This is a genomic window from Virgibacillus kimchii, assembly GCF_055379185.1.
The window spans coordinates 1,290,499-1,316,151 of sequence record NZ_AP043951.1 but is presented as its reverse complement, the minus strand read 5'-3'; the positions used below and the strand labels follow the sequence as shown (position 1 = coordinate 1,316,151).

The following is a 25,653-nucleotide window of genomic DNA, read 5'->3' as shown; positions in this document are numbered from 1 at the left end:
TATTCCCGGAGCGGCCGGTGATACTCTATCACCATGATTTGTTTGGATTTTCTGCTGGACGTTAAAGTTATGTCCCAGCCTCTGTGCTAAAATGTAACTCCCATTGGCGGTTTTCTCTGTTTCTCTTTGCCTTGAGAAAAAACTGTTCTCACCCTGAGGACCCGCAATAATTCTCGTCAGCATTTCATTTTCAAAGAGTCGCCGAGTATGTTCGGAACTCATGTGTAAATCATCGCTACGTGAGTAATTAAAACCACGTCAAACCCGCCTCCTTCTTTTGCCTATGATTTAGAAGAATCCTCTTTCCGACTCTAGCTGTAAAAGTTTTTACTAGTTTTTCGGTTTATTCATTTTTAGCCACTTTTGTCCATATAATGTAACAGTTTGGTGTTGGGCGAGGGTGATGATTTTTGCTGAAATTTTTTTTTGAATCAAACAAAGAAGTCATTCGTTTTTGCGAGGAGATTTTCCATTACCATAAAGAATTTGAATTAACCTGGAAAACGGATGACACATGGGGGAATCAAATACAGTTGGAGGAGAGGATGCCGAAAAAGGAATTTCTTAATGTGGTTACCCAGGCGATGGTAGATGTATTTCTGACATTCCGTTTAGGGAAAATGATCGATGGTATTATTGGAGACTATTATTATTATACAAATCCTATCGAGAGGGAGCGAATACAGGACCTTACCCGGTGGATTATTTCCGGAGAAGATAAAGACAGCCTGAAAATACGTAAAAACAAAGATCCAAGTGAATTAATACACTCTTTATTTATATCAAATATAAAACATACTGCGGTTGTACATTTTGATTCACTTGTAAAATTTTGCCTCAATCCTTTTAAAGATCAACTCATACATTATGTAGGACTGGCAATTGATGAGTATAAACGGGAAGAGGAACATCAGGAATTTGTTAATGTACTTCGGAATTATATCACCAAAAAACAGTCATCTGTCCCGCTCATATATATGCTCCAGGGTGATCCTTTTATATTCTTTAATGAACATGGGAAACCTTTTTCTAATAAGGAATTAAGGGAACGGATGCAAAACGAGGCATTGTATATATTTGGATTGGATGAAAATGAAATGAATCTGGCACCGCTCATTGCCATGGCGCCGGAAAAGATAAAAATTTATGGAAATGACCCTGCTGAACCGAAGACATTGACGATCATCAATATCTTCCAGGAAAAAGCAGCCTTTAAGGATATTCGTTATTTCCCTTTTCCATATAAAAAAATGAATGATCAGAAATAACACTTGATTTTCATTAAATGTAAAGCTATAATACGAATTATATTATATTGCTTGGCAAATTGGATAAAAGAAAAGTGATGACAAGGACAAAATTTTTTGGTAAATATACAGTCCAGAGAAGGAGGCCAAGGCTGGAAGCTTCCCTGTATAACCAATCAATTACCACCTTGGAACTCTGCTGGGGATTGTATTGAAACAGCAGCGTCTTATCTTGCGTTAAAGATCATGAAGCCGCAAATTTTGCGGGAAATTGGGTGGAACCACGACGTCTCAAGCGCTCGTCCCTTTGCAATGAAGCAAGGGGGTGGGCGTTTTTATTTTAGTCTATTTTCCAAGACTTTTGTTTCGATGCGGACATTTCTGCAGAACCACATATGTAGCATTTAAGGAAAATGTGACAAAAAGGCTGTCAGGGTTCCTGATTATTAAATAGCTTTTTTAGGACAGATCACTTTTTCAAACAGTATTATAAGAATGAGGAGTGAAGATGATGGCAGAAGAAATTAAAATTATTTTTCCTGATGGGGCGGAAAAGGACTTTCCCGCAGGAACGACTGGAGAAGAAATTGCGGCAAGCATTTCACCCGGACTGAAAAAGCAGGCACTTGCCATTAAGCTGGACGGGGAGGAAATTGATTTAAAACGAGGTCTGAATTATGGCGGTAAGCTTGAAATCATTACTTACAAAAATGAAGAAGGTATTGATATCATGCGGCACTCCACCGCACACCTGATGGCTCAGGCAATTAAGCGACTGTATAAAGATGTGCGGTTTGGCGTAGGTCCGGTAATTGAAGAAGGCTTCTATTATGATATGGATATGGATCATAAAATAACACCTGACGATCTGCCGGAAATTGAAAAGGAAATGAAAAAAATTGTAGATGAAGCACTGGAAATAAAACGCCTGGAAGTGAGCAGGGATAAAGCTAAAGAAATGTTTAAGGATGACCATTTAAAACAGGAATTGATTGACGCCATCCCCGAGGATGAACAGGTTACCTTGTATGAACAAGGAGAGTTCTATGACCTTTGCCGGGGGATTCACGTACCCTCAACCAATAAGATAAAAGCTTTCAAACTGTTAAGCATTTCCGGCGCTTATTGGAGAGGGGACAGTGATAACCAGCAGCTCCAGCGGATATATGGTACAGCCTTTGAAAAACAGGGGCAGCTCGAGGAGTATTTGCGTATTCTCGAGGAAAGAAAGGAACGAGATCACAGGAAGCTTGGAAAAGAGCTTGGTATTTTTACCGTTTCTCAGGATGTTGGACAAGGATTGCCGATGTGGCTGCCAAAAGGGGCAACGATTCGCCGTGAGATCGAACGATATATTGTCGATGTTGAAGAGCGCCTGGGCTACGATCATGTCTATACACCGGTACTTGCAAATGTGGATCTTTACAAAACAAGCGGTCATTGGGATCATTACCAGGATGATATGTTCCCTACGATGGAAATGGATAATGAAGAACTTGTGCTTCGTCCAATGAATTGTCCCCATCACATGATGGTTTTTAAAAACCAGTTGTGGAGCTATCGTAATCTGCCGGTCCGGATTGCCGAACTGGGAACCATGCACCGCTATGAAATGTCCGGTGCTCTGGCAGGACTGCAGCGTGTACGTGCCATGACATTGAATGATGCGCATATTTTTGCCCGTCCTGATCAGTTAAAAGAGGAATTTATCCGGGTAGTGGAGCTTGTTCAACGGGTTTACAAAGATTTTGGTATAGATGATTACTATTTCCGCTTGTCCTACCGGGATCCGGAAGATAAAGAAAAATATATTGACAACGATGAGATGTGGGAAAAAGCGGAAGGTATGTTGAAGGAAACGATGGAAGAAATGGATCTGGAATATGTGGAAGCATTAGGTGAGGCTGCTTTTTATGGACCTAAATTAGATGTCCAGGTTAAAACGGCCTTAGGCAAAGATGAGACTCTTTCAACGGTGCAGCTTGATTACCAGCTGCCTGAACGTTTTGATTTAACTTATATCGGGGAAGATGGAAAAGAACACCGTCCGGTTGTCATTCACCGTGGAGTAGTATCAACTATGGAACGTTTTGTCGCATTTTTGATTGAAGAATATAAAGGGGCTTTCCCGACATGGCTCGCACCGGTACAAGTAAAAGTCATTCCTGTTTCACCGAAAGCACATTTGGATTATGCGAAAAAAGTGGAAGAGCAGCTTCGCTTTGCTGGTGTAAGGGTGTCAGTGGATGAACGGGATGAAAAAATTGGTTATAAAATCCGCGAGGCACAAACGCAGAAGATACCTTATGCTCTCGTTCTTGGAGATAAAGAAATGGAAGAAGAAGCCGTCAATGTTCGCCGTTATGGAAAGAAAGAAACGGAGACTTTGGGATATAATGACTTTGAAGCAATGATTAAAAAGGAAATTACAGAAAAGGCACTGTTAAAATCATAGACGTTTGGTCAGTAAGTGGTGCTGTTAAAAGTTGTTTGACACAAGTTGGAATCCATGATAAGCTATATTAGTTAATAAAACTGAATGATCTTACGACAAGTAGAAGCACCCGCTTCTCACCTGATCAACGCTAAAGAAGCAGTTGGCTGGTCAAAACATCTTTTGATTTTTAACTATGGAGATAGGTGGGTGCATTCGTGTGCCCGCTTTTTTAATGGATAACTTTCACTTGTCAGGATCAGATTCAACAATATTTGGAGGTGGCTTGGCTATTAGCAAAGATATGAATGTTAACGAAAAGATTCGTGCGAGAGAGGTACGTCTCATTGACTCTACAGGGGATCAACTCGGGGTGAAATCAAAACAGGAAGCCCTGGAAATTGCCCGGAAGCGTGATTTGGATTTGGTGCTCGTGGCACCCAATGCAAAACCGCCGGTATGCCGGATTATGGACTACGGGAAGTATCGTTTTGAACAGCAGAAAAAAGAAAAAGAAGCCCGTAAAAAGCAAAAAGTAATTAACGTTAAAGAAGTTCGTTTTACGCCCGGTATCGGAGATCATGACTTCGAAACAAAGCTGAAAAATGCAAGGAAATTCCTTTCCAAAGGGGATAAAGTAAAAGCAGCAGTAAGATTCCGTGGCCGTGCAATTACCCACAAGGATCTCGGCAGAGAAGTGCTGGATCGATTTGCTGAGGAAGTAAAAGATATTGCAACAGTGGAATCCAAGCCGAAAATGGAAGGCCGCAATATGTTTATGATGATTGCACCTGTCAAAGATAAAGACAAGTAATCTACCGGCAAATATAAAGGTTTATTCTATTATCTGTATAATTGCAGCCAGGGCTTTCGCCGCTTATGAGTGGTAAGCTTGGTATTTGAGGAAACAATTTAAGTTAACAAGGAGGAAATCAATATGCCTAAAATGAAGACCCACAAAGGTTCTCAAAAACGCTTTAAAAAAACAGGAACCGGAAAACTGAAACGTTCACATGCGTACACAAGCCACATGTTTGCAAATAAATCACAAAAACAAAAACGCAAACTGCGCAAAAGTGCAATTGTGTCTTCCGGAGACTTCAAACGTATTAAAACAATGATGCCTTATAAATAAAATAAAACGAATGAAATAGATTTTGATTTGTATTAGGAGGGAATTATTATGGCACGTGTAAAAGGTGGAACAGTAACGCGCAAACGTCGTAAACGCGTCCTTAAACTGGCAAAAGGTTATTATGGTTCGAAGAGAGCGCTGTTTAAAACAGCGAAACAGCAAGTAATGAAATCAGGTCAATATGCATACCGTGACCGCAGACAGAAAAAACGTGATTTCCGTAAATTATGGATTACACGTATTAATGCTGCAGCACGTATGAATGATCTTTCATACAGCCGTTTAATGCATGGATTGAAAGTGGCGGGCATCGAAGTAAACCGCAAAATGCTTTCTGACCTTGCAATTAATGACGAAAAAGCCTTTGCTCAGCTGGCAGATAAAGCAAAAGAAGCTTTAAAATAAGATATAGTGTATTAATTAGGCCAAATCCTGTATAGTGCTTGGAAGGATTTGGCCTTTTTATTAGGTAGAGGGTTGGAAAAAATGTGTGAATTGGAGCAATTTACGCCAGCAAGCAATAAAACAGTTATAAATTCCGGTAAATATTCACCGGCAGGAGTTTAATCCAGATCTCTAACTTAAGAATGCACATGGAAATATTCTCAAGGACAAAATTGTCAGAAGCAGTGCTTCAAATGTCCACGAGAAGTGTTCTCAAGGACAGAAATGTCAGAAGCAGTGCTTCAAATGTCCGTGAGAAGTGTTCTCAAGGACAGAAATGTCAGAAACAGTGCTTCAAATGTCCGCGAGAAGTGTTCTCAAGGCTAGAAACGGGAGAAGAAGAGGTTCAAATGTCCGCGAGAAATATTCTCAAGGACAAAATTGTCAGAAGCAGTGCTTCAAATGTCCGTGAGAAGTGTTCTCAAGGCCAGAAACGGGAGAAGAAGAGGTTCAAATGTCCACGAGAAGTGTTCTCAAGGCCAGAAACGGGAGAAGAAGAGGTTCAAATGTCCACGAGAAGTGTTCTCAAGGACAGTGTTGTCAGAAGCAGTGCTTCAAATGTCCGTGAGAAGTGTTCTCAAGGACAGAAATGTCAGAAACAGTGCTTCAAATGTCCGCGAGAAGTGTTCTCAAGGCTAGAAACGGGAGAAGAAGAGGTTCAAATGTCCGCGAGAAATATTCTCAAGGACAAAATTGTCAGAAGCAGTGCTTCAAATGTCCGTGAGAAGTGTTCTCAAGGCCAGAAATGGCAAAAGCAGTGGTTCAAATGTCCGCGAGAAGCATTCTCAAGGACAGAAACGAGAGCTGGAAAATAGGCTTTCCAATATAAATGTGATACGGAGGGATTAAGTAATGAATAATCTATCCATGCTTCTTTTCTACATAATTGCAGTTAACGTATTGGTCTTTATTATCATGGGTGTCGACAAGAGAAAAGCAGTAAAAAGAAAATACCGTGTCCCTGAACGTACTTTTTGGATGCTTGCGGCATTAGGAGGTTCACTCGGTGTGATGTTCGGTATGAATTTTCATCGTCACAAAACACGACATACTTCATTTAAGATTGGCATGCCGATCATGCTCGTGCTAAATATCGTACTTGCAGGTTACTTGTTTAATTCCATGTCATAATAGCTCGTCTATTGTCATATACATGTACTGCAGTGCAAAATGAATGGTGTAAAGGAGGCAGGAAATGGAGTATGTAGGGGATTACCTGGTTGCGGTAATTGGTACAGGCGGTTTGTTGGCGCCCTTATTGTTTATTATTTTTCACTTGGTAAGACCGTTGGTGTTTGTTCCAGTTGTGTTTATCTGCATATCCGGGGGTATCTTGTTTGGACCTGTAGCCGGAACATTTTATTCGTTGATCGGCATCACGTTATCAAGCATTATTTTCTATTTTATAATCAGGTGGATGCCAAAGTCATATGAAAAGTTCATGTATCTGAAGCAGAAAATTATCGGTAAAAATACAGCCTTCACAACTTCGCAAATCGCTGTTCTCCGGCTTATTCCATTTATCCACTTTCATCTTCTGTCCATATGTCTGATAGAAGTCACTTCAGGATTCAAAGATTATACGAGAATGTCATTGTTATCCAATGCTCCACTGGCATTTGTTTATACGTCTGTAGGGGGATGGATATCCAACCTCACACCATTTTATATCTTTTTATTTCTGCTTATCCTGCTGCCGATTATTTTTATGCTAAGAAGAAAAGAAATGTATATTAAATGGAATGACTTTTTCCAGCTGAGTACGTAGTAGTCCTGCTCACCTGTGCATTAGCAGGTGAGCGTTTCACTCTATACTTGTAATCAGAAGTTGATTAATTGGATGTTTCCATTCAATTTTTGCATGTGGGTAGCGTTTTAGAATTTCGCTTTCCATGAAGTATAAATCATCCCGAGTAAACCCCTTTAATTCAAGGTGATCCCTTACTGTGACATGTATATCCACCACTTCAAAGGCGTTTTCCGTCGTCCCGAGATATTTCTCCCCGTCAAATAGACAACCTTTATAGACAAATTGCACATTTTTCTTGCTGTTTCCCGGCTCATCCAAAAAGAAAAATTCATTTGTTTCCTTGGCCAGTTTCAGCCGTCTTTCCGGATTGCGCAAATATTGTATCCACGTATAGATCAGGAATATGATAGCAATAAGTATAAGTAGCCGAAATAATATAACAATCATAGCAAACATGTCTCCCTTATACGCTTAAAATGAACAGCATTTTACTTGCATATGCGTATATTAACAAAAAGTAAAAAAGAACTCTGTATTTTAATTCCCCAATTCAGACTCTTTAACAACATAAATTTGTTATCTCTTACATACGTAGACATGGAGATAAAGGTTTCACAAAAAAATTGCAGTTTGTGTTACAATCGTTTAAAAGAAAAAGGGGGGAAGATGTCTTGGACTGGTCAGCATTATATAATATGCAGCGGGAATTGGACAACTTTATCGAATCCAATAATGATTTACATAATAAAGACGTATTTCAGGAAAAGTATTTGGCATTACTTGTGGAGCTGGGAGAACTGGCAAATGAAACAAGGTGTTTTAAATTCTGGAGCTCGAAACCGCCAAGTGAAAGAAATATTATTTTGGAGGAATATGTGGACGGGATTCATTTTCTTCTGTCCCTGGGAAATGAGATCGGCCATCAATATAAAAGCAAGCCGCATCCGGCAGGTGAAATTACTGTAACAAAACAGTTTAATCATGTGTTTGAAAGATGTGTCCAATTTTACAAACAACCCGGTGAAACAGCCTATGAAGATTTGATGGAGAGCTATTTGCAGCTGGGTGAATTATTGGGATTTTCTGCAACAGATATAAAAAAAGCATATCATGAAAAGAATGAAGTGAACTATAACCGGCAAAACGAAGGATATTAAGAAAGAAATATTTTGTAGTCCTGTAAAAATTCGTTATACTAAGAGGGGATAAAATAGAGGAGGGTTTTCGTAAATGGCAAAAACGGACGAAACATTGACGATGCTGAAAGATTTAACAGATGCAAAAGGAATTTCAGGACATGAAAAGGAAGCAAGAGATGTGATGGAAAAATACCTTGCCCCCTATGCAGATGAGGTATATACAGATAATCTCGGCAGCTTAATCGGAAAAAAAGCAGGTAATCCTGACGGCCCGAAAATTATGGTGGCAGGACACTTGGATGAAATCGGCTTTATGGTTACAAGAATTGATGACAAAGGGTTTGTTTATTTTCAGACAATCGGCGGATGGTGGTCTCAGGTCATGCTTGCCCAGCGTGTTACCATTATGGGAAGCAATGGGGATGTCACTGGCGTGATCGGTTCCAAACCACCACATATTTTAACAGCGGAAGCTCGCAAAAAGCCGGTGGAAATCAAGGATATGTTTATTGATATTGGTGCTTCGAGCAAAGAAGAAGCACTTGATTTTGGTGTGAAACCGGGAGATTCCATTGTGCCATACTTTGAGTTTACCAAACTGAAAAATGAAAAGATGCTGCTTGCGAAAGCATGGGATAATCGGATTGGCTGCGCCATTGCTATAGAAGTTTTAAAACAGCTGAAAGATGAAGACCATCCAAATGTGGTCTACGGAGTCGGTACCATTCAGGAGGAAGTCGGCCTCCGCGGTGCCCGTACTTCGGCAAATAAAATCCAGCCGGACATCGGTTTTGGCGTGGACGTGGGCATTGCCGGAGACACACCTGGTATTTCCGACAGTGATGCAGACAGTAAACTTGGAAAGGGTCCACAGCTTGTGTTGTATGATGCATCCATGATCTCGCATAAAGGAGTACGTGACTTTATTGTCAAAACGGCGGATGAACATGACATCCCTTACCAGTATACATCCATGGCCGGGGGCGGCACCGATTCAGGAGCAATTCACTTGACTGCCAACGGTGTTCCTTCTCTATCTATTACCATTGCAACAAGATATATCCATTCTCATGCAGCGATTTTGCATCGTGATGATTTTGAAAATGCCGTTAAACTAATCGTAGAGGCAATTAAAAAGATGGATAACGAGACAGTGAAAGAAATTAAATTGGCTTAATGCTGAAATAATAATAGCATAATATGAAAAAATACTTGGTAATTACCAGGTATTTTTTTATGGAAAGAATAATTATTAGTAAACTTGACATTTTATATAATTAGTTTAAAATGTATTATATAAATTAAATTAACTGAACGGAAAGGGGGCGAAATATTGGCCGGAGAGCTGGATAAATTAGAAGAAACGCAGGATATTCTTATTTCTGCGATTGCTCAATCAATGGTTGCATACGGTGTCTCTCCTTCTGTAGGAAGAATTTACGGTGTTCTTTATTTTTCGGATGAACCATTAACGTTGGATGAGATAAAGGAACAGGTTTCCATGAGTAAAGCAAGTGTAAGTAATGGCGTCCGGGAGTTAATGGATACCGAAATGGTTACGAAGGTATGGAAGAAAGGCCAAAGGAAAGACCACTTCATAGCTGAAAAAGATTTCCTTAACAATTTTCTTAACTATTTTGTTAAGCAGATCCGTTTGGAACGAAGTTTAATTGCTAAAGCAATAGAACAGACAGAGGACTCCATTAAGGAAATTGCTGTCAATGCCAAAGATGCTGAAGCCGGAGAGCTTGCCAAAAGGGATCTTGAATTAATTTCAAATACGAAAAGTTATTTGGATTGGTTAATGCGGCTGGCAAATTATTTCGAATCCAAAGAAGTGTTGGAACAAATCCCTAAAAAGAATAATGATTAATGCAGAGAAGGAGAATTCACCATGAATAACAGCAACACGGCACTGCTGCTCATCGATTTGCAAAAAGAGTCCAACTTTGGATTGAAAAACATGGATCAGGTTATTGCGAATACAAAAGAAATCCTCCAAACAGTCAGGGAAGCAGCCTTGCCGATTATATATACAAGACAGGTTAACCGTGAAGATGGAATGGGTCTGTCTTTAGGAGAACCGTTAAATGCAGACGGCACACCTTTTTTCTATAATACCGGGAGTGAACAATTTGACATTCTCGATGAAATAACACCAAACGAAAAAGATATAATTATTGATAAGTACAGGTGGAGCGCTTTCCATGAAACTAATTTGGATCTTTTATTAAGAAATATGGGGATCCGTCACCTTATCGTAGGTGGAGTGGTTACAGATGGGTGTGTATTAACAACAGTGTATGATGCTTATTTCAGGGATTATCATGTTCATCTGGTAGAGGATATGATAACTGCCACAAATGAAGGGGCGCATATGTCTGCTATTCTTACGATGGTTAACTGGATCTATAATTTAAAGGTCTATAATACACCAAATATGATAAATAAATTAAAAGGAGAAAAGTATAGCTGCTGGCAGACAGATGCAGCGGATACTATGCAATTCACTCCGGAAACAATGAGAGAACAAATGAAAAAAATTTACGAAGATATAAAGGGAGAGTCAAAATAAATGAGAAAACTACTCATCATGATGTTAACAGCATTGTTTGTTTTAGGAGCCTGCGGAACAGATACTGACGAAACAGAAGAATCTTCAAATGGAGCGGAAAATGAAGAGGATAGAGGAGAAATCGTATTTGGGCAAACATCCTGGACAAGTACGGAAGCACCAACGGAAATCGCAAAGCAAATCCTTGAAGAAGCAGGATACGAGGTAGAAGTTGTTCTATTGGACCAGCCGGTAATCTGGGAAGGACTTGCCACTGAGGAAATCGACTTCTTCATGGACGCATGGCTGCCATATACGGAAGAAGCTTTGTGGGAAGAGTATCAGGATGTCCTGCAGCAAGTAGCTGTTTCCTATGAAGATGTTCCACTCGGGTTTGTAGTCCCGGAATATGTGGAAGAGGAAACAATTGATGATTTGGCCGGTAAGGCTGAAAAATTTGACGGTGAAGTAGTGACTATTGATGATGGGGCAGGCATTGTAGAAATAGCCAAGCAAGTATTTGCGGATGAATATTATGATCTGGAGGAGTATGAACTAGTCCCGACCAGTGAAGCAGCTATGCTGGCAGTAATGGAGGATAAAATATCTTCAGAAGAACCGTTTATTATTACCGGATGGCGTCCGCATTCCATGTTTTCCCGTCATGACTTGAAATTCCTTGAGGATACACAGGAGCACTACCAATATGATAATGTTTATGTGCTTTCCTATAATGGAATAGAAGAGAAATATCCTGAAGCATATGAAATTCTTTCTCAATGGAGTATAGAAGTGGATGAACTGGAAGATATGATGTTCGAATATGAAAATAATGGCGTGGCATTTGAAGAAAGTGCTGAAGTGTGGATCGAAGAAAACAGGGAAATCGTTGATGAATGGTTAAATAATTAATAATAAGCCTCATTCCTGATCATTGGAATGAGGCTGTTTTTATGCCGAATAAGAATCCATTACTTTTTTTACGTAATTTTGTGTTTCTGAGAATGGAGGGATGCCCTGATATTTATCAACATTTCCGGGACCTGCATTATAGGCAGCAAGGGCCAGTTCCAGGTTTCCGTTATATCGATGAAGCATCGTTTTTAAATACTTTGTCCCGCCATGTATGTTCTGCTGGGGATCAAAGGAGTTGGTAACCCCTAATCCCCGGGCAGTGGCGGGCATTAATTGCATCAGTCCTTCAGCACCGGCATGGCTTCTGGCCTGTACATTATAATTGGATTCCGTTTCAATGACAGCATGAATCAGCTTTTCATCAATGCCAAATTGATTGGCTGCCTCATGAATATATGTATTAAAAGCCCCGGGTACGGCAGATGTATTGTTCTTTGTTTGATTTATAGGATTGTAGCCTGCATTTGTAATCTCAGACGTGGGCAATGGTGATCCTTGAGCGAATGGTGATTGTAATGTTTTCGCCTGATTTATTTTTTCCTGTAATAGCTGCTGGAAAGTGAAATCACCCATCGATGATTGCCCGGTGTTCAGGTTATTGCCTTTCCCTGAAAGTACAGACATCGCCTGATACTGAATGAATTGCTGTAAGTCTCTTATGTCCATATCGTCCTCTCCTCTATAATTCTATTTTACAATAGAATCTGATGGAAGCAATAGTATTCTTTAGAATATTTAGTTGTCACCACGTCTTTAGGTAACAATCTTAGCACCGCAAGGGTATGACCTAAAGGCCTTTGCAATTATGCAGTAAGAAGGTTTTTATACTTTATTAAGGAAATTGCATAATTAATTATTTTTACTAAGTATCCGAACGTTAATTAATAAAAAAATGTTATCATTTGTTAATACAGCATGTTAGCCTGTTGATTGGAGCGGAAGACGGCGACTCCAGCGGGAACAGCGATAGCCGAAGACCCCGCAGCGTAGCGAGGAGGCTGAGGCAGAGCCGGCGGCAAAGAAAACACGACGCAAACGAGTTTGAGTCGATGTTGCACTTGTGCCAGTGGTGAAAGCGTCCGTCTGGAGCGGAAATCAACTTTGTTCGGATTTCTATACTAACTTCTCTATTATGAAATTGATTCAGCTAAAAAGAAATAACATTTTTCCCGGCCTGTTTCAGGATTTCTTCATAAAAAGGATCTCCCCCAATACAAAGGACACGATCACAAAGTGTAATGATTTCATCCATATCATGGGAGGTGTAAACAATGATTTTATCATGTTCTACAGCCTGATTTTTTAAATAGTTCCCTATTTCCTTTCGTGACTTCAGGTCGATTCCGACAGTTGGCTCATCAAGCAATAAAACTTCAGGATCATGAATGAGGCTGATGGCGAGATTCAATTTTCGTTTCATTCCACCCGATAACGTTTTTACCTGTTCGTTCCATTTATCCAACTTCATCTCTGTACAAAGCTGTCTTAGCTCTCCGTTGGTTTTTCTTTTCCACGATAAGCTTTCGAAAAAAAGCATATTTTCTTCTACCGTAAATTCTTCCCAGACTGCAATATCCTGCGGGACGTAGCCGATTTTCTTCCGTAATAATTTATAATGGCTTTTATAACCCAAATCATGTAATGAGAGGTTTCCTTCCGTTGGCTGTTGTAATGTTGCCAGTATATTTAAAAGTGTTGACTTCCCTGCGCCATTTTCGCCTACCAGCCCAACAATTTCACCTTGTTCAGCTCGAAAATTAATCGTGTTTAGAATGGTTTTCCTGCCGTATTTTTTTGTTAGTTCATTTACTTTAAGCATATTGTTTCTCCTTTCTAAAAAACCAAATCCCAATAGGAACAAGGAAGATGACAAACCATCCAAAGCTCATTTCTCCATTTAGGAAGGGGTTGAATGGATTAAGAACTTCCAGCCAGGGTAATCCAATCGTTAATCCTTCCGTGGGTAATACAGATCCGCTAATAATGGCGATCAGTAATGTCATGGCAAAAGCAACCGTATAAAACAGGGATATATATTTAAACAGCAGTGTGAATGCAAATACCCCCGTATTCAGCATAAATCGATAGGTAATTAATATAAAAAGAAAATGCCAACTGAAATCTACTCCTAAGTACATATGAAATATAAAAAGTGTAATGAAATCAAATAAGAGAAATAATAAAGTATAAATGAGACCATTGAGAATTAAATAGAGCTTAAAAGACATACGAAAGAAAACAAATCTTGGATACAGGTTGTTATTGCGTTCTTTTATCAACCAGTCAAACAGGAGTAATGCTGTGAGTAGACTGAATACACTCCATAAGCCCCATGTATCCAAAAGGCTGATATTGTCTTCAGTGGAGGCCGGAACATGGCCCTGAAAGGAAAATGCCGTTTGCAGCAGATCCTCTTCTGCTTCGACTTGTTTGCTTCTGTCTACTACTTCCTCCCATGTCCATCGGGTTCCCTGCTGATGTGCCTCACTTAATTCCATTACAGTATAGGCTGCTTTAGATCTTCCGGTATCCTGCTGGACGTGGGAAATAACCATTTCCGACACAGGGGTATAGGCAAAGGACAAGTCAGAACGGTAGCTCATTAATAAACGATTTCTGCTCCCGTTTTCAATTTGTTCTTCATACCCTTCCCTGATGATAAATACACTGTCCAATTCATGGGCTTCCAGGGCAAGCAGTGCTTCATTCTCCGACATAACCTCTGTTCGTATAAAAGGAGTCTGATCAATTGCCACCAGTAATTCATTGGCCAGGGGGGTATCCTCCTCCATTACAATCCCTACCGGTATTTCACTGTCTTCCTGAACTATGCTTGTGATGTAGACGAGGCTGATGGTAGCAATTATTGGAAACAAGAGCCAAAATAATAAAGTGAATACTTGTTTTTTCCAATGCAGAAGCCGCATTTTTAGTATAGAGATCATTTCTGCATTCGCTCCTTTCCGATGGACAGTCCGAGTAAAAGGAACAAGCCGATTCCACTCATCATCAGGAGAGGAATATAATCGGCATAAAAACGCTGATGAATAATAATTTCTGCGAGCCAGTTAAATGCTTCCGCAGAAAAAATGTAATCAAGCAAATGTTGAATTGCAGGCGGAAAATAAATAACCGGCAATACAGCTCCGCTAAACAACAGCACGCCAAAAGTAAATATAGCCTGAAAGAGCAATTGCAGTTTTGGAGAAGCAACGAGCACCTCAATTACAGATATACATATAAGAAATAATAGGCTGTACAGGATGGAAATGAGCGCGATTCTGCCGTAATTGGCTGCTGTTAAATCCCAGTCCAATAGAGTTTGCAGCAATAAAAGCAAGCCAACTGCAAAAAGAAACGTCACCGTCAGTGTGACAATAATCTTTGCAAAAATTTGATGTATTTCCATCACGCCATAAAGCTTCATCCGTTTTTTCATTTTCGTTGGGTCTTCACTGCTTAAAAAGCTGTATATAGCGATGAGCCAAATTGTTAAAATAATGAACCAGCTTGACATGCTGAAGTAATGCACTGGGTTGGAAGTAGCCACGTTTATAATTTCCCTCTCTGTAAGAATTCTATCTTTTCCAATTGTATAAAAGACAAACTCCTGGAACTGTTCAAATAAAAGCTCACTTCTCGCATCACTGTCCATCCCCATTTCTCCCGCATAGTGGTGGATGGTTAGGATATTTGCCTGAGAGGCGCGAATATGCCTTGCCACACTCTCAATTAACTCATTTAGAATATAACTTTGGATCGGCTGATTGGGATTTCCAATAATCGGCATTTCCACCGAATTTCCCTGATATAAATTATTCGTAAATTGTTCAGGCAGCAAAATATAGGAGCTGATTATATCATCTGTAATGGCTGATTCTGCAGTTTGTTCTGACATACTATGTATTTGCATATATTCTCCGAGCTGGGACGCTTCCTCTAATAACTGTACAACCAATTGTGTTTCGGTCGTATTGTCAAGATCAACAAGTCCGACATGCAAAGTCTCCTGTTCCTCCTGTATAAAGAAAGTCAGAATTATGACAACGACCAAGCCGATAATAACGATGGGAAAAAGCAAAAGAAGAGGAAGTGATAGCCACTTCCTCTGGAGCTGCTTAATATTATTTGTAATAAATAATCGGAGTTTCCGGACGAAATGCATTCGACCACTTCCTATCTATCTACTATCTATCTAATTTAAAAACCGAAGTCTCCGCCTCCTGCCATGATTCCGAAAAACCATTGCTGAAATTGTGGTGTTACTTCCATTTCAAGGTAGTTCATCAGTTCAACTGTATCCATGCTTCCTAAATCTCTTACATTATCAGTTTCAGGGATTTCAACACTATCAATGGTTTGCGCTTCTACGGTTAGAAACAGGGCAAACATATCCTGATCGATGCCGGAACCTTCAAGGGACATACTGTGTTCGGAATTCATACGGTCATTATCATAGGTTGCGGAACCACTCCAGATAATGCTGCCGCCATTAAATTCATCATCCATGGAAAAAATTCGTTCAAATTGACGGGTCCCATCTTCCAGTGTTTCTGATCCATCATAGCTTAATTGAACGTCATCAGCTATATTAATTTGGATGGCATCTTCAATTTGGTCATCTTCAGAGGATAGATCTCCTGAAACATTTATACTGCCCTCATCCATTGGATCAGAAAAACTTAGCTCGTAATCAAATGATTGACCGGAATCCGCCAACAACTGCTCCCCATCCACATGGAAGCCAACGAGGTCATCCTCGGAAGTACCTATGGAGAAATCGAAATCACGTTTTGCAACCATATCATCATAAACCCACAACGTAGAAGTTAGACCGTCCGGGAAATATAATGTTTCAATACCTTCTTGTGCTTCTTCCATTCCTGACTCAAACTCTTCAATCATCATATCCAGCTGCTGCTCCATCATTGGATCAGTGGCAAACAATTGAGAATTAAACTGGTCACGTAATATTTCTTTTAATCTCTCATCATCCTGCATTTTCTCTACAACTTGGTGAAGCAGGTTTTTAATTTCTTCCTCTGTAAGATGTAAAGAAATTTTCTCCGTATCCAAAGATTCTCCCATGATTTGTGCCGTTTCATCTTCGCTTGTAAAAGCACTATCAGGAATTTCTTCATAAATCATTTCCAGGTATTCTTCCTGGAAATGCTCCAGATCCTCTTCGGAAAGGAATCCGCCGGTACCATCAAAAATAGTGTCAAGACCCAATGTTTCTTCCCCTGTAAAGGTAACTGGGTCCATTTCATGCATTAAAGGGCCAAAATCTTCATCCATCAATTGTATTACTTCATCAAGAAAAGGCAGGCCAAATAAAATGCGTTCGGATGTTAAATAAAATTCAATGCCGTCAATATCCATACCGCCAATGTTGGCTAGAATCTCAGCAGATACTTCCTCATTTTCCATATCCGCTGCCCCTGTTATCGTAAGGCTGGAATTGTTAATAAGCTGTGATGGATCCATCCCCATTGTCCCCGGCTGGCTATATGGGTCGTTGTATTCTGCAGCTATCTCAATCGCTGATTCTGTAACATTCTCTTCTGTGTGCTCTCTCCAATTCATTTCCGGTTCATATCGTTCTTCCAATGTATCCACAAAGAAATCAATGGTGTTTTTTTCAGCCAGAAAGTATCTTTCCTTGTCTCCGATATTTACCATCATTAGCACTGCTGCAACACCTACAATGACTACTGCTGCTGCCACAATAATGGCAATTAGTCCTTTAGGTGCACTTTTTTTTGATTCTTCCATAGTACTTTCCCCTCTCTTTGTATTCCCCACTTTACAATTATATGTATTTGCCAAGCAAAATTCCATAACAATAAAGTATCTTCATATTTTATATCACTTTATAAAAATGTAGTCAAATTGAGTTTTGCCTGCTTGTCAATTCAGTTAATAAGCAGTTAAAGAAAATAGATAAAAACCACATCTTTTGACCTGTATTAGTAGTTTATAATAATTGCTATTTACATATTTCGCAATTTAGCAGGCCATAAGTACTATTTTGTTTCAGTAAAGGGTATTATGATATTTATCTGTATCTTGGGAGAATAATATAAAGAAAGGAATAGTGAAGAAAAGACAATTCAAACAAATTTTGAACAGTCTTCTCTTCATACGATGGATGAACTATGGTTTATTACTCACTTGTTGCCTGATTAACACCCTGTTCCAACGCCTGAATCATTTCCTGCTTATCCTGCTCACTCGACTGATTCCATATTAATTCAAAAAGAACTCCAAGTCCGGGAAGCATTTTTTCTTCCCCTGATTGTACTGCATCCACAATTGTTGCTTCCAATTGATCCTGGTCATTGGCAGCAATGTTGGATAAAATAGCTTTTCGTAAATTTAAATCCATCCTTTTCACTCCTTTATTTCTTTTGCAGAAATGGTGAACCCCGGGAGGAAAGGAGGTTTTCCGATTAAAAGACGTAGTGCAACACCACTATAGACGAACCGGGCAGCCATAACCATTTCTGACAAGTTACCAATAGTTTGACCTGCATAGCTGGAAATATGTATGATAATATAACAATCGTAATGAAGGATGAAGAAAATGATTACTTCGGTAAAAAATGACAAAGTAAAAAACTGGAAGAAACTACACAAGCGCAAGGTGCGCAAAGAAACGGAAAGCTTTCTCATTGAAGGTTTTCACTTACTGGAGGAAGCCAGGAACAGCCACTGGGTCATAAAGGAAGTAATTGTTCAACAAAAAGTAATCGTTCCTGACTGGTGTCATTCTTTACCGATCTTGGAAGTGAGTGAACAGGTTTTCCGCCAAATATCCCGAACAGAATCACCACAGGGGATAGCTGCTGTAGTGGAAATGAAAGAAGCACAAATAATAGATGGAGATCATATTTTAATCATTGATGCGGTACAGGATCCCGGCAATTTGGGCACCATGATTCGCACAGCGGATGCCTGTGGATTTTCCGGTATTGTTGTTAGCTTGGATACGGTTGATATTTATAACGAAAAAGTTATTCGTGCTACACAGGGATCTCTTTTTCACATACCTGTTCAACAACGTGAACTTAAAACTGAAATAAGCAGCCTGAAGGACAACGGATATCAAATCTGGGCAACTGCATTACAAGGAGCAGTACCATTCAATAATCTTGACGTTCCGGAAAAGACAGCCCTGATTGTAGGAAATGAAGGGGCAGGAGTGAAGGAAACGTTGCTTGCAGCTGCTGATAAGACGGTGAAAATTCCGATTTACGGAAAAGCGGAATCCCTTAACGTCAGTGTGGCAGCAGGGATTCTTATGTACTATATTAAGGGATAAACGGTTGCAAGCTGAATTGAAATTATCTATAATATATGTCATATATCGATCGCTATGAAAGAGCGGATAATGTTTATATAAACGGAAAAAGGGAGGAGATGCCCCGGACTGCAAGCATTTCTTTCCGTTGAAGCGTTGTCCTTTCACTCTGGAGCTGGCACTTGGACCTTGTTTCAACAAGTAAAGGTGACCCGGAATAATGTTTCCGTTATCGAAAAGAAAGCAGGGCACAGGATACGTATGTCTGTGTCAATTAGGGTGGTACCGCGAAATAAAGCCTCGTCCCTTATTTTGGGATTGGGGCTTTTTTATATTTGTGGAGACCATATCAGCGAAAAAAATCAAGGAGGTATGAAAGCATGAAGGAACAGCTGCAAACGATACAAGAAGATGCATTGGAAGAAATAAATCATGCACAGGATATGAAAGAACTGCAAGCCATTAAAGTCGCTTTTCTCGGCAAGAAAGGTTCTCTTACCCAGGTGTTGCGGGGAATGGGGAAACTTTCCAAGGAAGAGAGACCGGTTATAGGCGAACTGGCAAACCAGGTTAGAGGCATAATAACAGAATCACTGGAGAAAAAAACAGCCAGCCTGGAAAGAAAGGAAATGGAAAAACAGCTTGAAAATGAAGCGGTCGATATTACACTCCCGGGAAGACCAATTAAGATGGGTGGACCTCATTTACTTACCCAAATTATAGAAGAGATAGAGGATCTTTTTATCGGGATGGGCTATGAAGTTAGAGAAGGTCCCGAGGTGGAAACGGACTACTATAATTTCGAAGCGTTAAACCTGCCGAAAGACCACCCTGCCCGGGATATGCAGGACACCTTTTATATAACGGAAGAACTGCTGCTGCGAACACACACATCTCCTGTTCAGGCAAGGACCATGCAGGAATATAAAGGAAATAAACCGGTAAGAATGATTTGTCCCGGAAAAGTTTACAGAAGGGATACGGATGATGCAACACATTCCCATCAATTCACCCAAATTGAAGGGTTATACGTCGATAAAAATGTACGTATGAGTGATCTGAAAGGAACACTGAATACATTCGCCAAAAAAATGTTTGGTGAGGACCGCGAAATTCGTTTGCGCCCCAGTTATTTTCCGTTTACGGAGCCATCTGTGGAAATGGATATTTCATGCAAGGTCTGTCAGGGAGAAGGGTGCTCTGTCTGTAAAAACACCGGTTGGATTGAAATTTTAGGCGGTGGTATGGTTCATCCGAACGTATTGTCCATGGCAGGGTACGACCCTGATGTTTATACCGGTTTTGCTTTTGGAATGGGGCCGGATCGGATCGCTATGCTGAAGTACGGTGTGGATGATATTCGCCATTTCTATACAAATGACATACGGTTTTTAAAACAGTTTCATCAAGCATAAAAGCGTAAGGAGGTAAAAAGAGCATGTTAGTATCACTGAACTGGTTAAAAAATTATGTGGATATCAGCGATGTTAGCCCGCAAGAGCTGGCTGAGAAAATTACAAAATCCGGAATTGAAGTGGACGGCATTGAATATATTGCCGAGGAAAGCAGGGGTGTGGTGACAGGCTATGTGGAATCCTGTGAAAAACATCCAAATGCAGATAAATTAAGCCTTTGCCAGGTAGATACTGGAGAGGAGAAGCTGCAGATTATTTGTGGAGCTCCGAATATAGCCCAAGGGCAAAAAGTTGCGGTGGCGAAGCCTGGTGCGGTGCTGCCCGGTAATTTTAAAATCAAAAAAGTAAAACTGCGTGGAGTGGAGTCCAATGGAATGATTTGTTCCATGCAGGAGCTGGGAATAGACGAAAAATACGTACCCAAGGAACTGGAAGAAGGGATTTATGTGTTTCCCGATGATGTGAAAATCGGGGAAAGTGTAGAGCCGCTCTTAAATTTAAATGATGCCGTATTGGAATTTGACTTAACGCCGAATCGTGCGGATGCTTTGTCGATGATTGGTGTTGCCTATGAAGTAGCGGCCATCCTTGACAAGTCAATTCAACTGCCTGATGAAGAAGTGGAGACACTGGAAGAGGACGCAAATGACCATGTAACCGTGGAGGTGGAAGCACCGGATTTAAACCCATATTATGCTGCATTTCTCATTAAAGATCTGGAAATAAAGCCATCTCCCCTCTGGATGAGCAATTATTTAATGGCTGCAGGCATTCGTCCGATCAATAATGTTGTGGATATTACCAACTATGTACTTCTTGAATATGGCCAGCCGCTTCATGCATTTGATTATGACCGGCTGGATTCTGACAAAATTGTGGTACGCCGTGCGCATGATGGTGAAAAAATTGTTACATTGGATGAGCAGGAAAGAGTGCTGTCGAATGAGAACCTCGTCATTACAAATGGCAAAAAGCCTGTCGCTTTAGCCGGAGTTATGGGCGGTTTTGATACAGAGGTACATGAAGAAACAACTGCTGTACTCCTGGAAGCCGCAGCTTTCTCTCCTGTTGCAGTGAGAAAAGCGGTAAAGCAAACAGGGCTTAGAAGTGAGTCCAGTACAAGGTTTGAAAAAGGAATTGATCCGGACCGTGTCAGAAAAGCAGGACTCCGAGCCTGCCAACTTCTGCAAAAATATGCAAGCGGCAAAGTGTATGCCGGCGCAGCGGAATTTGATGAACTGGATCGGTCCGAAAAAGTAGTGAAAATGAATACGGAAGAAGTTAACAGGCGTCTCGGCACTGAAATTGACGCAGAGGATATTGTTCGTATCCTGAATAAGCTGCGATTCCGTTTTGAACAAAAAGAAAACCATTTTACTGTTTTCGTGCCTACAAGGAGACAGGACATTTCCATTTTTGAGGATATGCTTGAAGAAGTGGCACGTATATACGGTTATGACCAATTACCATTTACATTGCCGGCAGAATCTTCCCAGGCAGGTGGTTTAACCGGAGCACAATTACTGAAGCGGAAAGTGAAAAATTATCTGCAGGGCGCAGGGCTGATGGAAACGATCACGTATGCACTGACAGATGGGGAAAAAATAAACCGTTTAATCAGTCCGGAAGTAAATGAGGAAAATGTTACTCCCGTGCAGCTCGCCAAGCCAATGAGTGAGGATCATAGATATTTACGGCTTAGTCTTTTGCCGGAGCTTTTAACAGCTGTTTCCCATAATCAGGCAAGAAATCAAAATGATGCAGCATTTTTTGAGCTTGGCAGTATTTTTGTTTCTGATGAAGAGACATTAACAAAACAACCGGAAGAGCGGTTGCGGCTTTCAGGCGCACTAAGCGGACAGTGGCTGGAACATCCTTGGCAGCAGGAGAAGAAAGAAGTTGATTTTTATGTTGTAAAAGGGTTGATGGAAGGTTTATTCAATTACCTGGGCATCCAGGTTGATTTCAAACAGGTGAAGCTGAATGATATGCATCCCGGTAGATGTGCTGCACTGGAAGTCAATAGTCGTACAGTAGGTTTTATCGGACAGCTGCACCCATTGTTACAAAGAGAGATGGATTTGCAGGCAACTTATGTTTTTGACGTGAATGCAGAGGAAGTCATAAAGGTATTTGACCATATTCCGGGCTATACACAAATACCTAAATATCCATCGATCAGAAGAGATGTTGCCTTTATTTTAAATCAGGATGTGCTAGCGGGTGATGTAAAATCAACTATTGAAGAGATAGGGGCTCCCCTTGTAAAGGAAGTTCAGATTTTTGATGTTTACGAAGGAGATCATATTGCGGACGGTAAAAAATCTATTGCCTACAGTCTGCTGTATCAACATTCCGAAAAAACATTAAAAGATGAAGAGGTAGAAGCATCATTCAATAAAATCATCGATACGGTGAATGAAAAGTATCAGGCTCAAGTACGGTCATCATAGGTTAATTTCCAAACAAATCCCGCATCCAGATTAAACTGATGCGGGATTTTTTATCTGGAAACCCGGCAAAAAGAGAAACAAATTACAGCAACAAAAAATACCCTTCAAATGAAAATGATGTATAAATGGCATTAACACCGAATAAAACCAGTTCTCCACAGTTTCCCAAACCGTTCACTTCGTGTTAATATAAGATGAACCATTTTCTCGCATGGGGAGGACAAGTTCGTGGCCAATGAAGAGAAATCACGCATAACGGTGGAAATTCATAATAAATTATATACCATTGTCGGAGATGAGTCTGAGGAACATGTTCGCCTGGTAGCAGACCTGGTTGACCAGAAAATGAATGAAATACGCCAATCAAACAGACATCTCGATACTACCAGATTGGCAGTGCTGACTGCTGTAAATACGATGAATGATTATTTAAAATTAAAAAAGGACTATGCAACATTGCTCGGTTCGGTAAAAAAGAAAGAGGAATAGTAGCAGATGTTTAACTTTATATTAATTATATTATTATTATTTGGGTTTTTAATGGGATTGAAAAGAGGTTTTATTCTACAACTGTTTCATTTAATAGGTTTTATTGCAGCTTTTATTGTTGCGGTAATGTATTATGAGGACCTGGGCGAAAGAATATCTATATGGATTCCATATACCAATTTGCCGGATGACAGTGCATGGGCAGAATTCCTGCAGGCACTGCCGTTGGAAGCTGCTTTTTATAATGCGATTGCTTTTGCAATTATATTTTTTGCGGTGAAAATTATTTTACAGATCATTGCTTCCATGCTGGATTTTGTGGCCTCCCTGCCATTGATTAACTCGGTGAATAAAATTCTTGGTTCAGTCCTCGGATTTATAGAGGTCTATTTAATTTTGTTCATTATATTATACATCATGGCGTTAACGCCTATCGGAATGATTCAAATGTGGATTAATGATTCGGGTGTGGCGCTTTTCATGCTGGAAAACACACCGTATTTTTCAGAAAAAATACAGGAATTATGGTTTACGCATATTGCGGAAATGATGAAAGGCTAATTTTTTTTTCGTCGCCGGTGGCATATATAAAAAGAGTATATGTTATTTTTTGAAATAGAGAGCACATAGAAGAAGGTGATATGGATGGCGGTCAACAAAAAAGACGTGATAAAACTGCTGGAGGAAATTGCAGTATACTTGGAAATTAAAGGAGAAAATCCGTTTAAAATATCGGCATACAGAAAGGCTGCTCAGGCACTGGAGCAGGATGACCGGTCTTTATCCGATATGGAGGATTTTACAAAAATAAAAGGAATCGGCAAGGGAACGGGTACCGTCATCAGGGAATATGTGGAAAACGGTACATCTGAAACATTAAAAGAATTACAGGAAGAAGTTCCGCCGGGGTTAATTCCCCTGCTGGAACTGCCGGGGTTGGGCGGAAAAAAGATAGCCAAGCTGTATCGTGAACTCGGAGTTACAGATCAGGCAACCTTAAAAGCAGCCTGTGAAAATGGACAAGTGGAAAAATTGGATGGATTTGGAGTGAAAACAGCCAAAAATATTATTAAGGCGATTGAATCAGCCGGTCAACGCCCGGAACGACTTCCAATTGCCATCATGCTTCCTATTGCAGAGAAGATCGAAAACTATATAAAAGAAATACCTGAAGTAAATAAATTTTCCCTGGCCGGAAGCTTAAGAAGAATGCGGGAGACGATCAGGGATATTGATTTTATCCTTGCAACAAACCAACCGGGAGCGGTAAGGGATGCCTTGCTGGAAATGACAAATATTAAAGAAGTGATAGCGAGCGGAGAAACAAAGGTTTCTGTAACATTGGAGGAAATATATGATATTAATGTAGATTTCCGGCTTGTGAATCAGGAGGAATTTGCGACCACGCTCCACCATTTTACCGGATCTAAGGAGCATAATGTTGCATTAAGAGAGTTGGCCAAGTCCCGCGGTGAAAAAATAAATGAATATGGTGTTGAAAAAGAAGAAACTGGAGAATTGATTACTTTCCCTGATGAGGCAGCATTTTTTAATCATTTCAATTTGGATTATATTCCTCCTGAAGTGAGGGAAGATACTGGTGAGCTGGATGCCTTTAAGGATCGGGTACCTCTTATCGAGCTATCGGATCTGAAAGGCGACCTGCATATGCATACCACTTGGAGTGACGGCGCACAGTCGTTAAAGGAAATGGTAAGTGCAGCCCGGGAAAAAGGGTATGAATATATAGCCATTACGGATCATTCAAAATTTTTGCGTGTAGCCCACGGGCTGAATGAAGATCGGCTGAGAAAACAGCGGGAAGAGATTGCAAAGTTAAATGATATGTATGATGATATACATATTTTTGCCGGCGTTGAAATGGATATTTTACCTGATGGAAGTCTTGATTTTTCTGATGATTTCTTGAAGGAAATGGACTTTGTCATTGGAGCAATTCATTCAAGCTTCAGTCAGCCGCAATACAAAATTATGGACAGGTTGAACCGGGCACTGGAAAATCCTTACGTTTCCCTAATTGCCCACCCGACAGGAAGGTTAATTGGCAAAAGGGACGGTTATAACGTGGATGTGGAAGTACTCCTTGAGAAGGCAAAGGAAACTAACACAGCACTGGAAATCAATGCAAACCCAAACAGGCTGGACTTAGCTGCGGATTGGGCGCGAAAGGCACAGAAAAAAGGTATTACACTGGCGATTAATACCGATGCACATAATTATCAAATGCTGGATCACATGAAATATGGTGTCGGCTCTGCCAGAAAAGGCTGGGTTGAAAAAGATACCGTAATGAATACCTGGTCAAAAGAAAGACTGATAAATTATTTTCAGCGTAATAAATAATTATTGATCCG

General features: G+C 40.3%; 26 protein-coding genes and 1 other annotated feature. Of the genes, 19 read left to right on the top strand and 7 right to left on the bottom strand.

Annotated elements, in window-relative coordinates; all coding sequences use genetic code 11:
- Positions 1–410 precede the first annotated feature (410 nt).
- From ytxC to ACZ42C_RS06720, 8 genes are all read left to right on the top strand, one after another.
- The gene (gene ytxC / locus ACZ42C_RS06755; RefSeq protein ID WP_461183067.1) at positions 411–1,268 is read left to right on the top strand and encodes a sporulation protein YtxC; all 858 of its coding nucleotides are present in this window, start codon (positions 411–413) and stop codon (positions 1,266–1,268) included.
- 490 nt (positions 1,269–1,758) lie between these two features.
- Positions 1,759–3,702 (top strand): threonine--tRNA ligase, encoded by a 1,944-nt coding sequence (thrS, locus tag ACZ42C_RS06750; protein WP_461183066.1) that lies wholly within the window; start codon positions 1,759–1,761, stop codon positions 3,700–3,702.
- Between the two features lie 91 nt (positions 3,703–3,793).
- Positions 3,794–3,923, top strand: a sequence feature (ribosomal protein L20 leader region).
- Positions 3,924–3,985: 62 nt separating this feature from the next.
- Positions 3,986–4,495 carry a translation initiation factor IF-3 gene (gene infC, locus ACZ42C_RS06745; RefSeq protein ID WP_461183074.1) on the top strand — a complete coding sequence of 170 codons (510 nt, stop codon included), beginning with the start codon at positions 3,986–3,988 and terminating at the stop codon, positions 4,493–4,495.
- A gap of 123 nt (positions 4,496–4,618) precedes the next feature.
- Positions 4,619–4,816 carry a 50S ribosomal protein L35 gene (rpmI, locus tag ACZ42C_RS06740; RefSeq protein ID WP_461183065.1) on the top strand — a complete coding sequence of 66 codons (198 nt, stop codon included), beginning with the start codon at positions 4,619–4,621 and terminating at the stop codon, positions 4,814–4,816.
- Between the two features lie 48 nt (positions 4,817–4,864).
- Positions 4,865–5,221: a 50S ribosomal protein L20 gene (rplT, locus tag ACZ42C_RS06735; protein WP_461183064.1), complete on the top strand. Its 357-nt coding sequence runs from the start codon at positions 4,865–4,867 to the stop codon at positions 5,219–5,221.
- 233 nt (positions 5,222–5,454) lie between these two features.
- Positions 5,455–6,075 (top strand): hypothetical protein, encoded by a 621-nt coding sequence (locus ACZ42C_RS06730; RefSeq protein ID WP_461183063.1) that lies wholly within the window; start codon positions 5,455–5,457, stop codon positions 6,073–6,075.
- Between the two features lie 37 nt (positions 6,076–6,112).
- Complete coding sequence (locus ACZ42C_RS06725; protein ID WP_461183062.1) at positions 6,113–6,391, top strand: DUF1294 domain-containing protein; 279 nt, start codon at positions 6,113–6,115, stop codon at positions 6,389–6,391.
- Between the two features lie 64 nt (positions 6,392–6,455).
- Positions 6,456–7,028, top strand: a complete 573-nt coding sequence (locus ACZ42C_RS06720; protein ID WP_461183061.1) for a TVP38/TMEM64 family protein — start codon at positions 6,456–6,458, stop codon at positions 7,026–7,028.
- 36 nt (positions 7,029–7,064) lie between these two features.
- On the opposite strand, the gene ACZ42C_RS06715 is transcribed toward ACZ42C_RS06720, so the two are convergent.
- Positions 7,065–7,457: a sigma-w pathway protein ysdB gene (locus ACZ42C_RS06715; RefSeq protein WP_461183060.1), complete on the bottom strand. Its 393-nt coding sequence runs from the start codon at positions 7,455–7,457 to the stop codon at positions 7,065–7,067.
- Between the two features lie 224 nt (positions 7,458–7,681).
- On the opposite strand from ACZ42C_RS06715, the gene ACZ42C_RS06710 reads away from it, so the two are divergent.
- The 5 genes from ACZ42C_RS06710 (at position 7,682) to ACZ42C_RS06690 (ending at position 11,615) form a co-directional block, all read left to right on the top strand.
- On the top strand, positions 7,682–8,167 hold the full coding sequence (locus tag ACZ42C_RS06710; protein ID WP_461183059.1) for a dUTP diphosphatase: 486 nt from the start codon (positions 7,682–7,684) through the stop codon (positions 8,165–8,167).
- Between the two features lie 73 nt (positions 8,168–8,240).
- A complete protein-coding gene (locus tag ACZ42C_RS06705; protein WP_461183058.1) occupies positions 8,241–9,326 on the top strand; it encodes a M42 family metallopeptidase in 1,086 nt (361 codons plus the stop codon).
- Between the two features lie 156 nt (positions 9,327–9,482).
- The gene (locus tag ACZ42C_RS06700) at positions 9,483–10,022 is read left to right on the top strand and encodes a GbsR/MarR family transcriptional regulator (protein ID WP_461183057.1); all 540 of its coding nucleotides are present in this window, start codon (positions 9,483–9,485) and stop codon (positions 10,020–10,022) included.
- 21 nt (positions 10,023–10,043) lie between these two features.
- Positions 10,044–10,724, top strand: a complete 681-nt coding sequence (locus tag ACZ42C_RS06695) for a cysteine hydrolase family protein (RefSeq protein ID WP_461183056.1) — start codon at positions 10,044–10,046, stop codon at positions 10,722–10,724.
- A complete protein-coding gene (locus tag ACZ42C_RS06690; RefSeq protein WP_461183055.1) occupies positions 10,725–11,615 on the top strand; it encodes a glycine betaine ABC transporter substrate-binding protein in 891 nt (296 codons plus the stop codon).
- Between the two features lie 39 nt (positions 11,616–11,654).
- Here the strand turns inward: ACZ42C_RS06690 and ACZ42C_RS06685 are convergent, their stop codons facing one another.
- The 6 genes from ACZ42C_RS06685 to sspI all read right to left on the bottom strand — a co-directional run bounded on the left by ACZ42C_RS06685 (position 11,655) and on the right by sspI (position 18,006).
- Positions 11,655–12,284: a lytic transglycosylase domain-containing protein gene (locus tag ACZ42C_RS06685; protein ID WP_461183054.1), complete on the bottom strand. Its 630-nt coding sequence runs from the start codon at positions 12,282–12,284 to the stop codon at positions 11,655–11,657.
- Positions 12,285–12,765: 481 nt separating this feature from the next.
- Positions 12,766–13,437, bottom strand: a complete 672-nt coding sequence (locus ACZ42C_RS06680; RefSeq protein ID WP_461183053.1) for an ABC transporter ATP-binding protein — start codon at positions 13,435–13,437, stop codon at positions 12,766–12,768.
- Entirely contained in the window at positions 13,430–14,563 is a 1,134-nt protein-coding gene (locus ACZ42C_RS06675; protein ID WP_461183052.1) for an ABC transporter permease, read from the bottom strand. The genes ACZ42C_RS06680 and ACZ42C_RS06675 overlap by 8 nt, the downstream gene beginning before the upstream one ends.
- Positions 14,560–15,783, bottom strand: coding sequence for an ABC transporter permease (locus ACZ42C_RS06670; RefSeq protein WP_461183051.1), 1,224 nt, complete (start codon positions 15,781–15,783; stop codon positions 14,560–14,562). The genes ACZ42C_RS06675 and ACZ42C_RS06670 overlap by 4 nt, the downstream gene beginning before the upstream one ends.
- 35 nt (positions 15,784–15,818) lie before the next feature.
- Positions 15,819–17,393 (bottom strand): hypothetical protein, encoded by a 1,575-nt coding sequence (locus ACZ42C_RS06665; RefSeq protein WP_461183050.1) that lies wholly within the window; start codon positions 17,391–17,393, stop codon positions 15,819–15,821.
- Between the two features lie 391 nt (positions 17,394–17,784).
- Positions 17,785–18,006, bottom strand: a complete 222-nt coding sequence (gene sspI / locus ACZ42C_RS06660) for a small acid-soluble spore protein SspI (RefSeq protein WP_461183049.1) — start codon at positions 18,004–18,006, stop codon at positions 17,785–17,787.
- Positions 18,007–18,204: 198 nt separating this feature from the next.
- Here sspI and ACZ42C_RS06655 point away from each other — a divergent pair, with 198 nt between their 5' ends.
- The 6 genes from ACZ42C_RS06655 to polX all read left to right on the top strand — a co-directional run bounded on the left by ACZ42C_RS06655 (position 18,205) and on the right by polX (position 25,642).
- Positions 18,205–18,942 carry a TrmH family RNA methyltransferase gene (locus ACZ42C_RS06655; protein WP_461183048.1) on the top strand — a complete coding sequence of 246 codons (738 nt, stop codon included), beginning with the start codon at positions 18,205–18,207 and terminating at the stop codon, positions 18,940–18,942.
- Between the two features lie 359 nt (positions 18,943–19,301).
- On the top strand, positions 19,302–20,336 hold the full coding sequence (gene pheS, locus ACZ42C_RS06650) for a phenylalanine--tRNA ligase subunit alpha (RefSeq protein WP_461183047.1): 1,035 nt from the start codon (positions 19,302–19,304) through the stop codon (positions 20,334–20,336).
- A 23-nt stretch (positions 20,337–20,359) separates the two neighbouring features.
- Entirely contained in the window at positions 20,360–22,789 is a 2,430-nt protein-coding gene (pheT, locus tag ACZ42C_RS06645) for a phenylalanine--tRNA ligase subunit beta (protein WP_461183046.1), read from the top strand.
- 228 nt (positions 22,790–23,017) lie between these two features.
- The gene (gene zapA, locus ACZ42C_RS06640; RefSeq protein WP_461183045.1) at positions 23,018–23,278 is read left to right on the top strand and encodes a cell division protein ZapA; all 261 of its coding nucleotides are present in this window, start codon (positions 23,018–23,020) and stop codon (positions 23,276–23,278) included.
- A gap of 6 nt (positions 23,279–23,284) precedes the next feature.
- Positions 23,285–23,839: a CvpA family protein gene (locus tag ACZ42C_RS06635; protein WP_461183044.1), complete on the top strand. Its 555-nt coding sequence runs from the start codon at positions 23,285–23,287 to the stop codon at positions 23,837–23,839.
- A gap of 84 nt (positions 23,840–23,923) precedes the next feature.
- On the top strand, positions 23,924–25,642 hold the full coding sequence (polX, locus tag ACZ42C_RS06630; RefSeq protein ID WP_461183043.1) for a DNA polymerase/3'-5' exonuclease PolX: 1,719 nt from the start codon (positions 23,924–23,926) through the stop codon (positions 25,640–25,642).
- Positions 25,643–25,653 lie beyond the last annotated feature (11 nt).

What these genes read in the sequence shown, in the direction of transcription:
- thrS (WP_461183066.1), top strand. Translation starts at nt 1,759, where the DNA reads ATGGCAGAAGAAATTAAAATTATTTTTCCTGATGGGGCGGAAAAGGAC.
- infC (WP_461183074.1), top strand. Translation starts at nt 3,986, where the DNA reads ATGAATGTTAACGAAAAGATTCGTGCGAGAGAGGTACGTCTCATTGAC.
- rpmI (WP_461183065.1), top strand. Translation starts at nt 4,619, where the DNA reads ATGCCTAAAATGAAGACCCACAAAGGTTCTCAAAAACGCTTTAAAAAA.
- rplT (WP_461183064.1), top strand. Translation starts at nt 4,865, where the DNA reads ATGGCACGTGTAAAAGGTGGAACAGTAACGCGCAAACGTCGTAAACGC.
- ACZ42C_RS06730 (WP_461183063.1), top strand. Translation starts at nt 5,455, where the DNA reads ATGTCCACGAGAAGTGTTCTCAAGGACAGAAATGTCAGAAGCAGTGCT.
- ACZ42C_RS06725 (WP_461183062.1), top strand. Translation starts at nt 6,113, where the DNA reads ATGAATAATCTATCCATGCTTCTTTTCTACATAATTGCAGTTAACGTA.
- ACZ42C_RS06720 (WP_461183061.1), top strand. Translation starts at nt 6,456, where the DNA reads ATGGAGTATGTAGGGGATTACCTGGTTGCGGTAATTGGTACAGGCGGT.
- ACZ42C_RS06715 (WP_461183060.1), bottom strand. Translation starts at nt 7,457, where the DNA reads ATGATTGTTATATTATTTCGGCTACTTATACTTATTGCTATCATATTC.
- ACZ42C_RS06705 (WP_461183058.1), top strand. Translation starts at nt 8,241, where the DNA reads ATGGCAAAAACGGACGAAACATTGACGATGCTGAAAGATTTAACAGAT.
- ACZ42C_RS06695 (WP_461183056.1), top strand. Translation starts at nt 10,044, where the DNA reads ATGAATAACAGCAACACGGCACTGCTGCTCATCGATTTGCAAAAAGAG.
- ACZ42C_RS06690 (WP_461183055.1), top strand. Translation starts at nt 10,725, where the DNA reads ATGAGAAAACTACTCATCATGATGTTAACAGCATTGTTTGTTTTAGGA.
- ACZ42C_RS06685 (WP_461183054.1), bottom strand. Translation starts at nt 12,284, where the DNA reads ATGGACATAAGAGACTTACAGCAATTCATTCAGTATCAGGCGATGTCT.
- ACZ42C_RS06680 (WP_461183053.1), bottom strand. Translation starts at nt 13,437, where the DNA reads ATGCTTAAAGTAAATGAACTAACAAAAAAATACGGCAGGAAAACCATT.
- ACZ42C_RS06675 (WP_461183052.1), bottom strand. Translation starts at nt 14,563, where the DNA reads ATGATCTCTATACTAAAAATGCGGCTTCTGCATTGGAAAAAACAAGTA.
- ACZ42C_RS06670 (WP_461183051.1), bottom strand. Translation starts at nt 15,783, where the DNA reads ATGCATTTCGTCCGGAAACTCCGATTATTTATTACAAATAATATTAAG.
- ACZ42C_RS06665 (WP_461183050.1), bottom strand. Translation starts at nt 17,393, where the DNA reads ATGGAAGAATCAAAAAAAAGTGCACCTAAAGGACTAATTGCCATTATT.
- sspI (WP_461183049.1), bottom strand. Translation starts at nt 18,006, where the DNA reads ATGGATTTAAATTTACGAAAAGCTATTTTATCCAACATTGCTGCCAAT.
- ACZ42C_RS06655 (WP_461183048.1), top strand. Translation starts at nt 18,205, where the DNA reads ATGATTACTTCGGTAAAAAATGACAAAGTAAAAAACTGGAAGAAACTA.
- pheS (WP_461183047.1), top strand. Translation starts at nt 19,302, where the DNA reads ATGAAGGAACAGCTGCAAACGATACAAGAAGATGCATTGGAAGAAATA.
- pheT (WP_461183046.1), top strand. Translation starts at nt 20,360, where the DNA reads ATGTTAGTATCACTGAACTGGTTAAAAAATTATGTGGATATCAGCGAT.
- ACZ42C_RS06635 (WP_461183044.1), top strand. Translation starts at nt 23,285, where the DNA reads ATGTTTAACTTTATATTAATTATATTATTATTATTTGGGTTTTTAATG.
- polX (WP_461183043.1), top strand. Translation starts at nt 23,924, where the DNA reads ATGGCGGTCAACAAAAAAGACGTGATAAAACTGCTGGAGGAAATTGCA.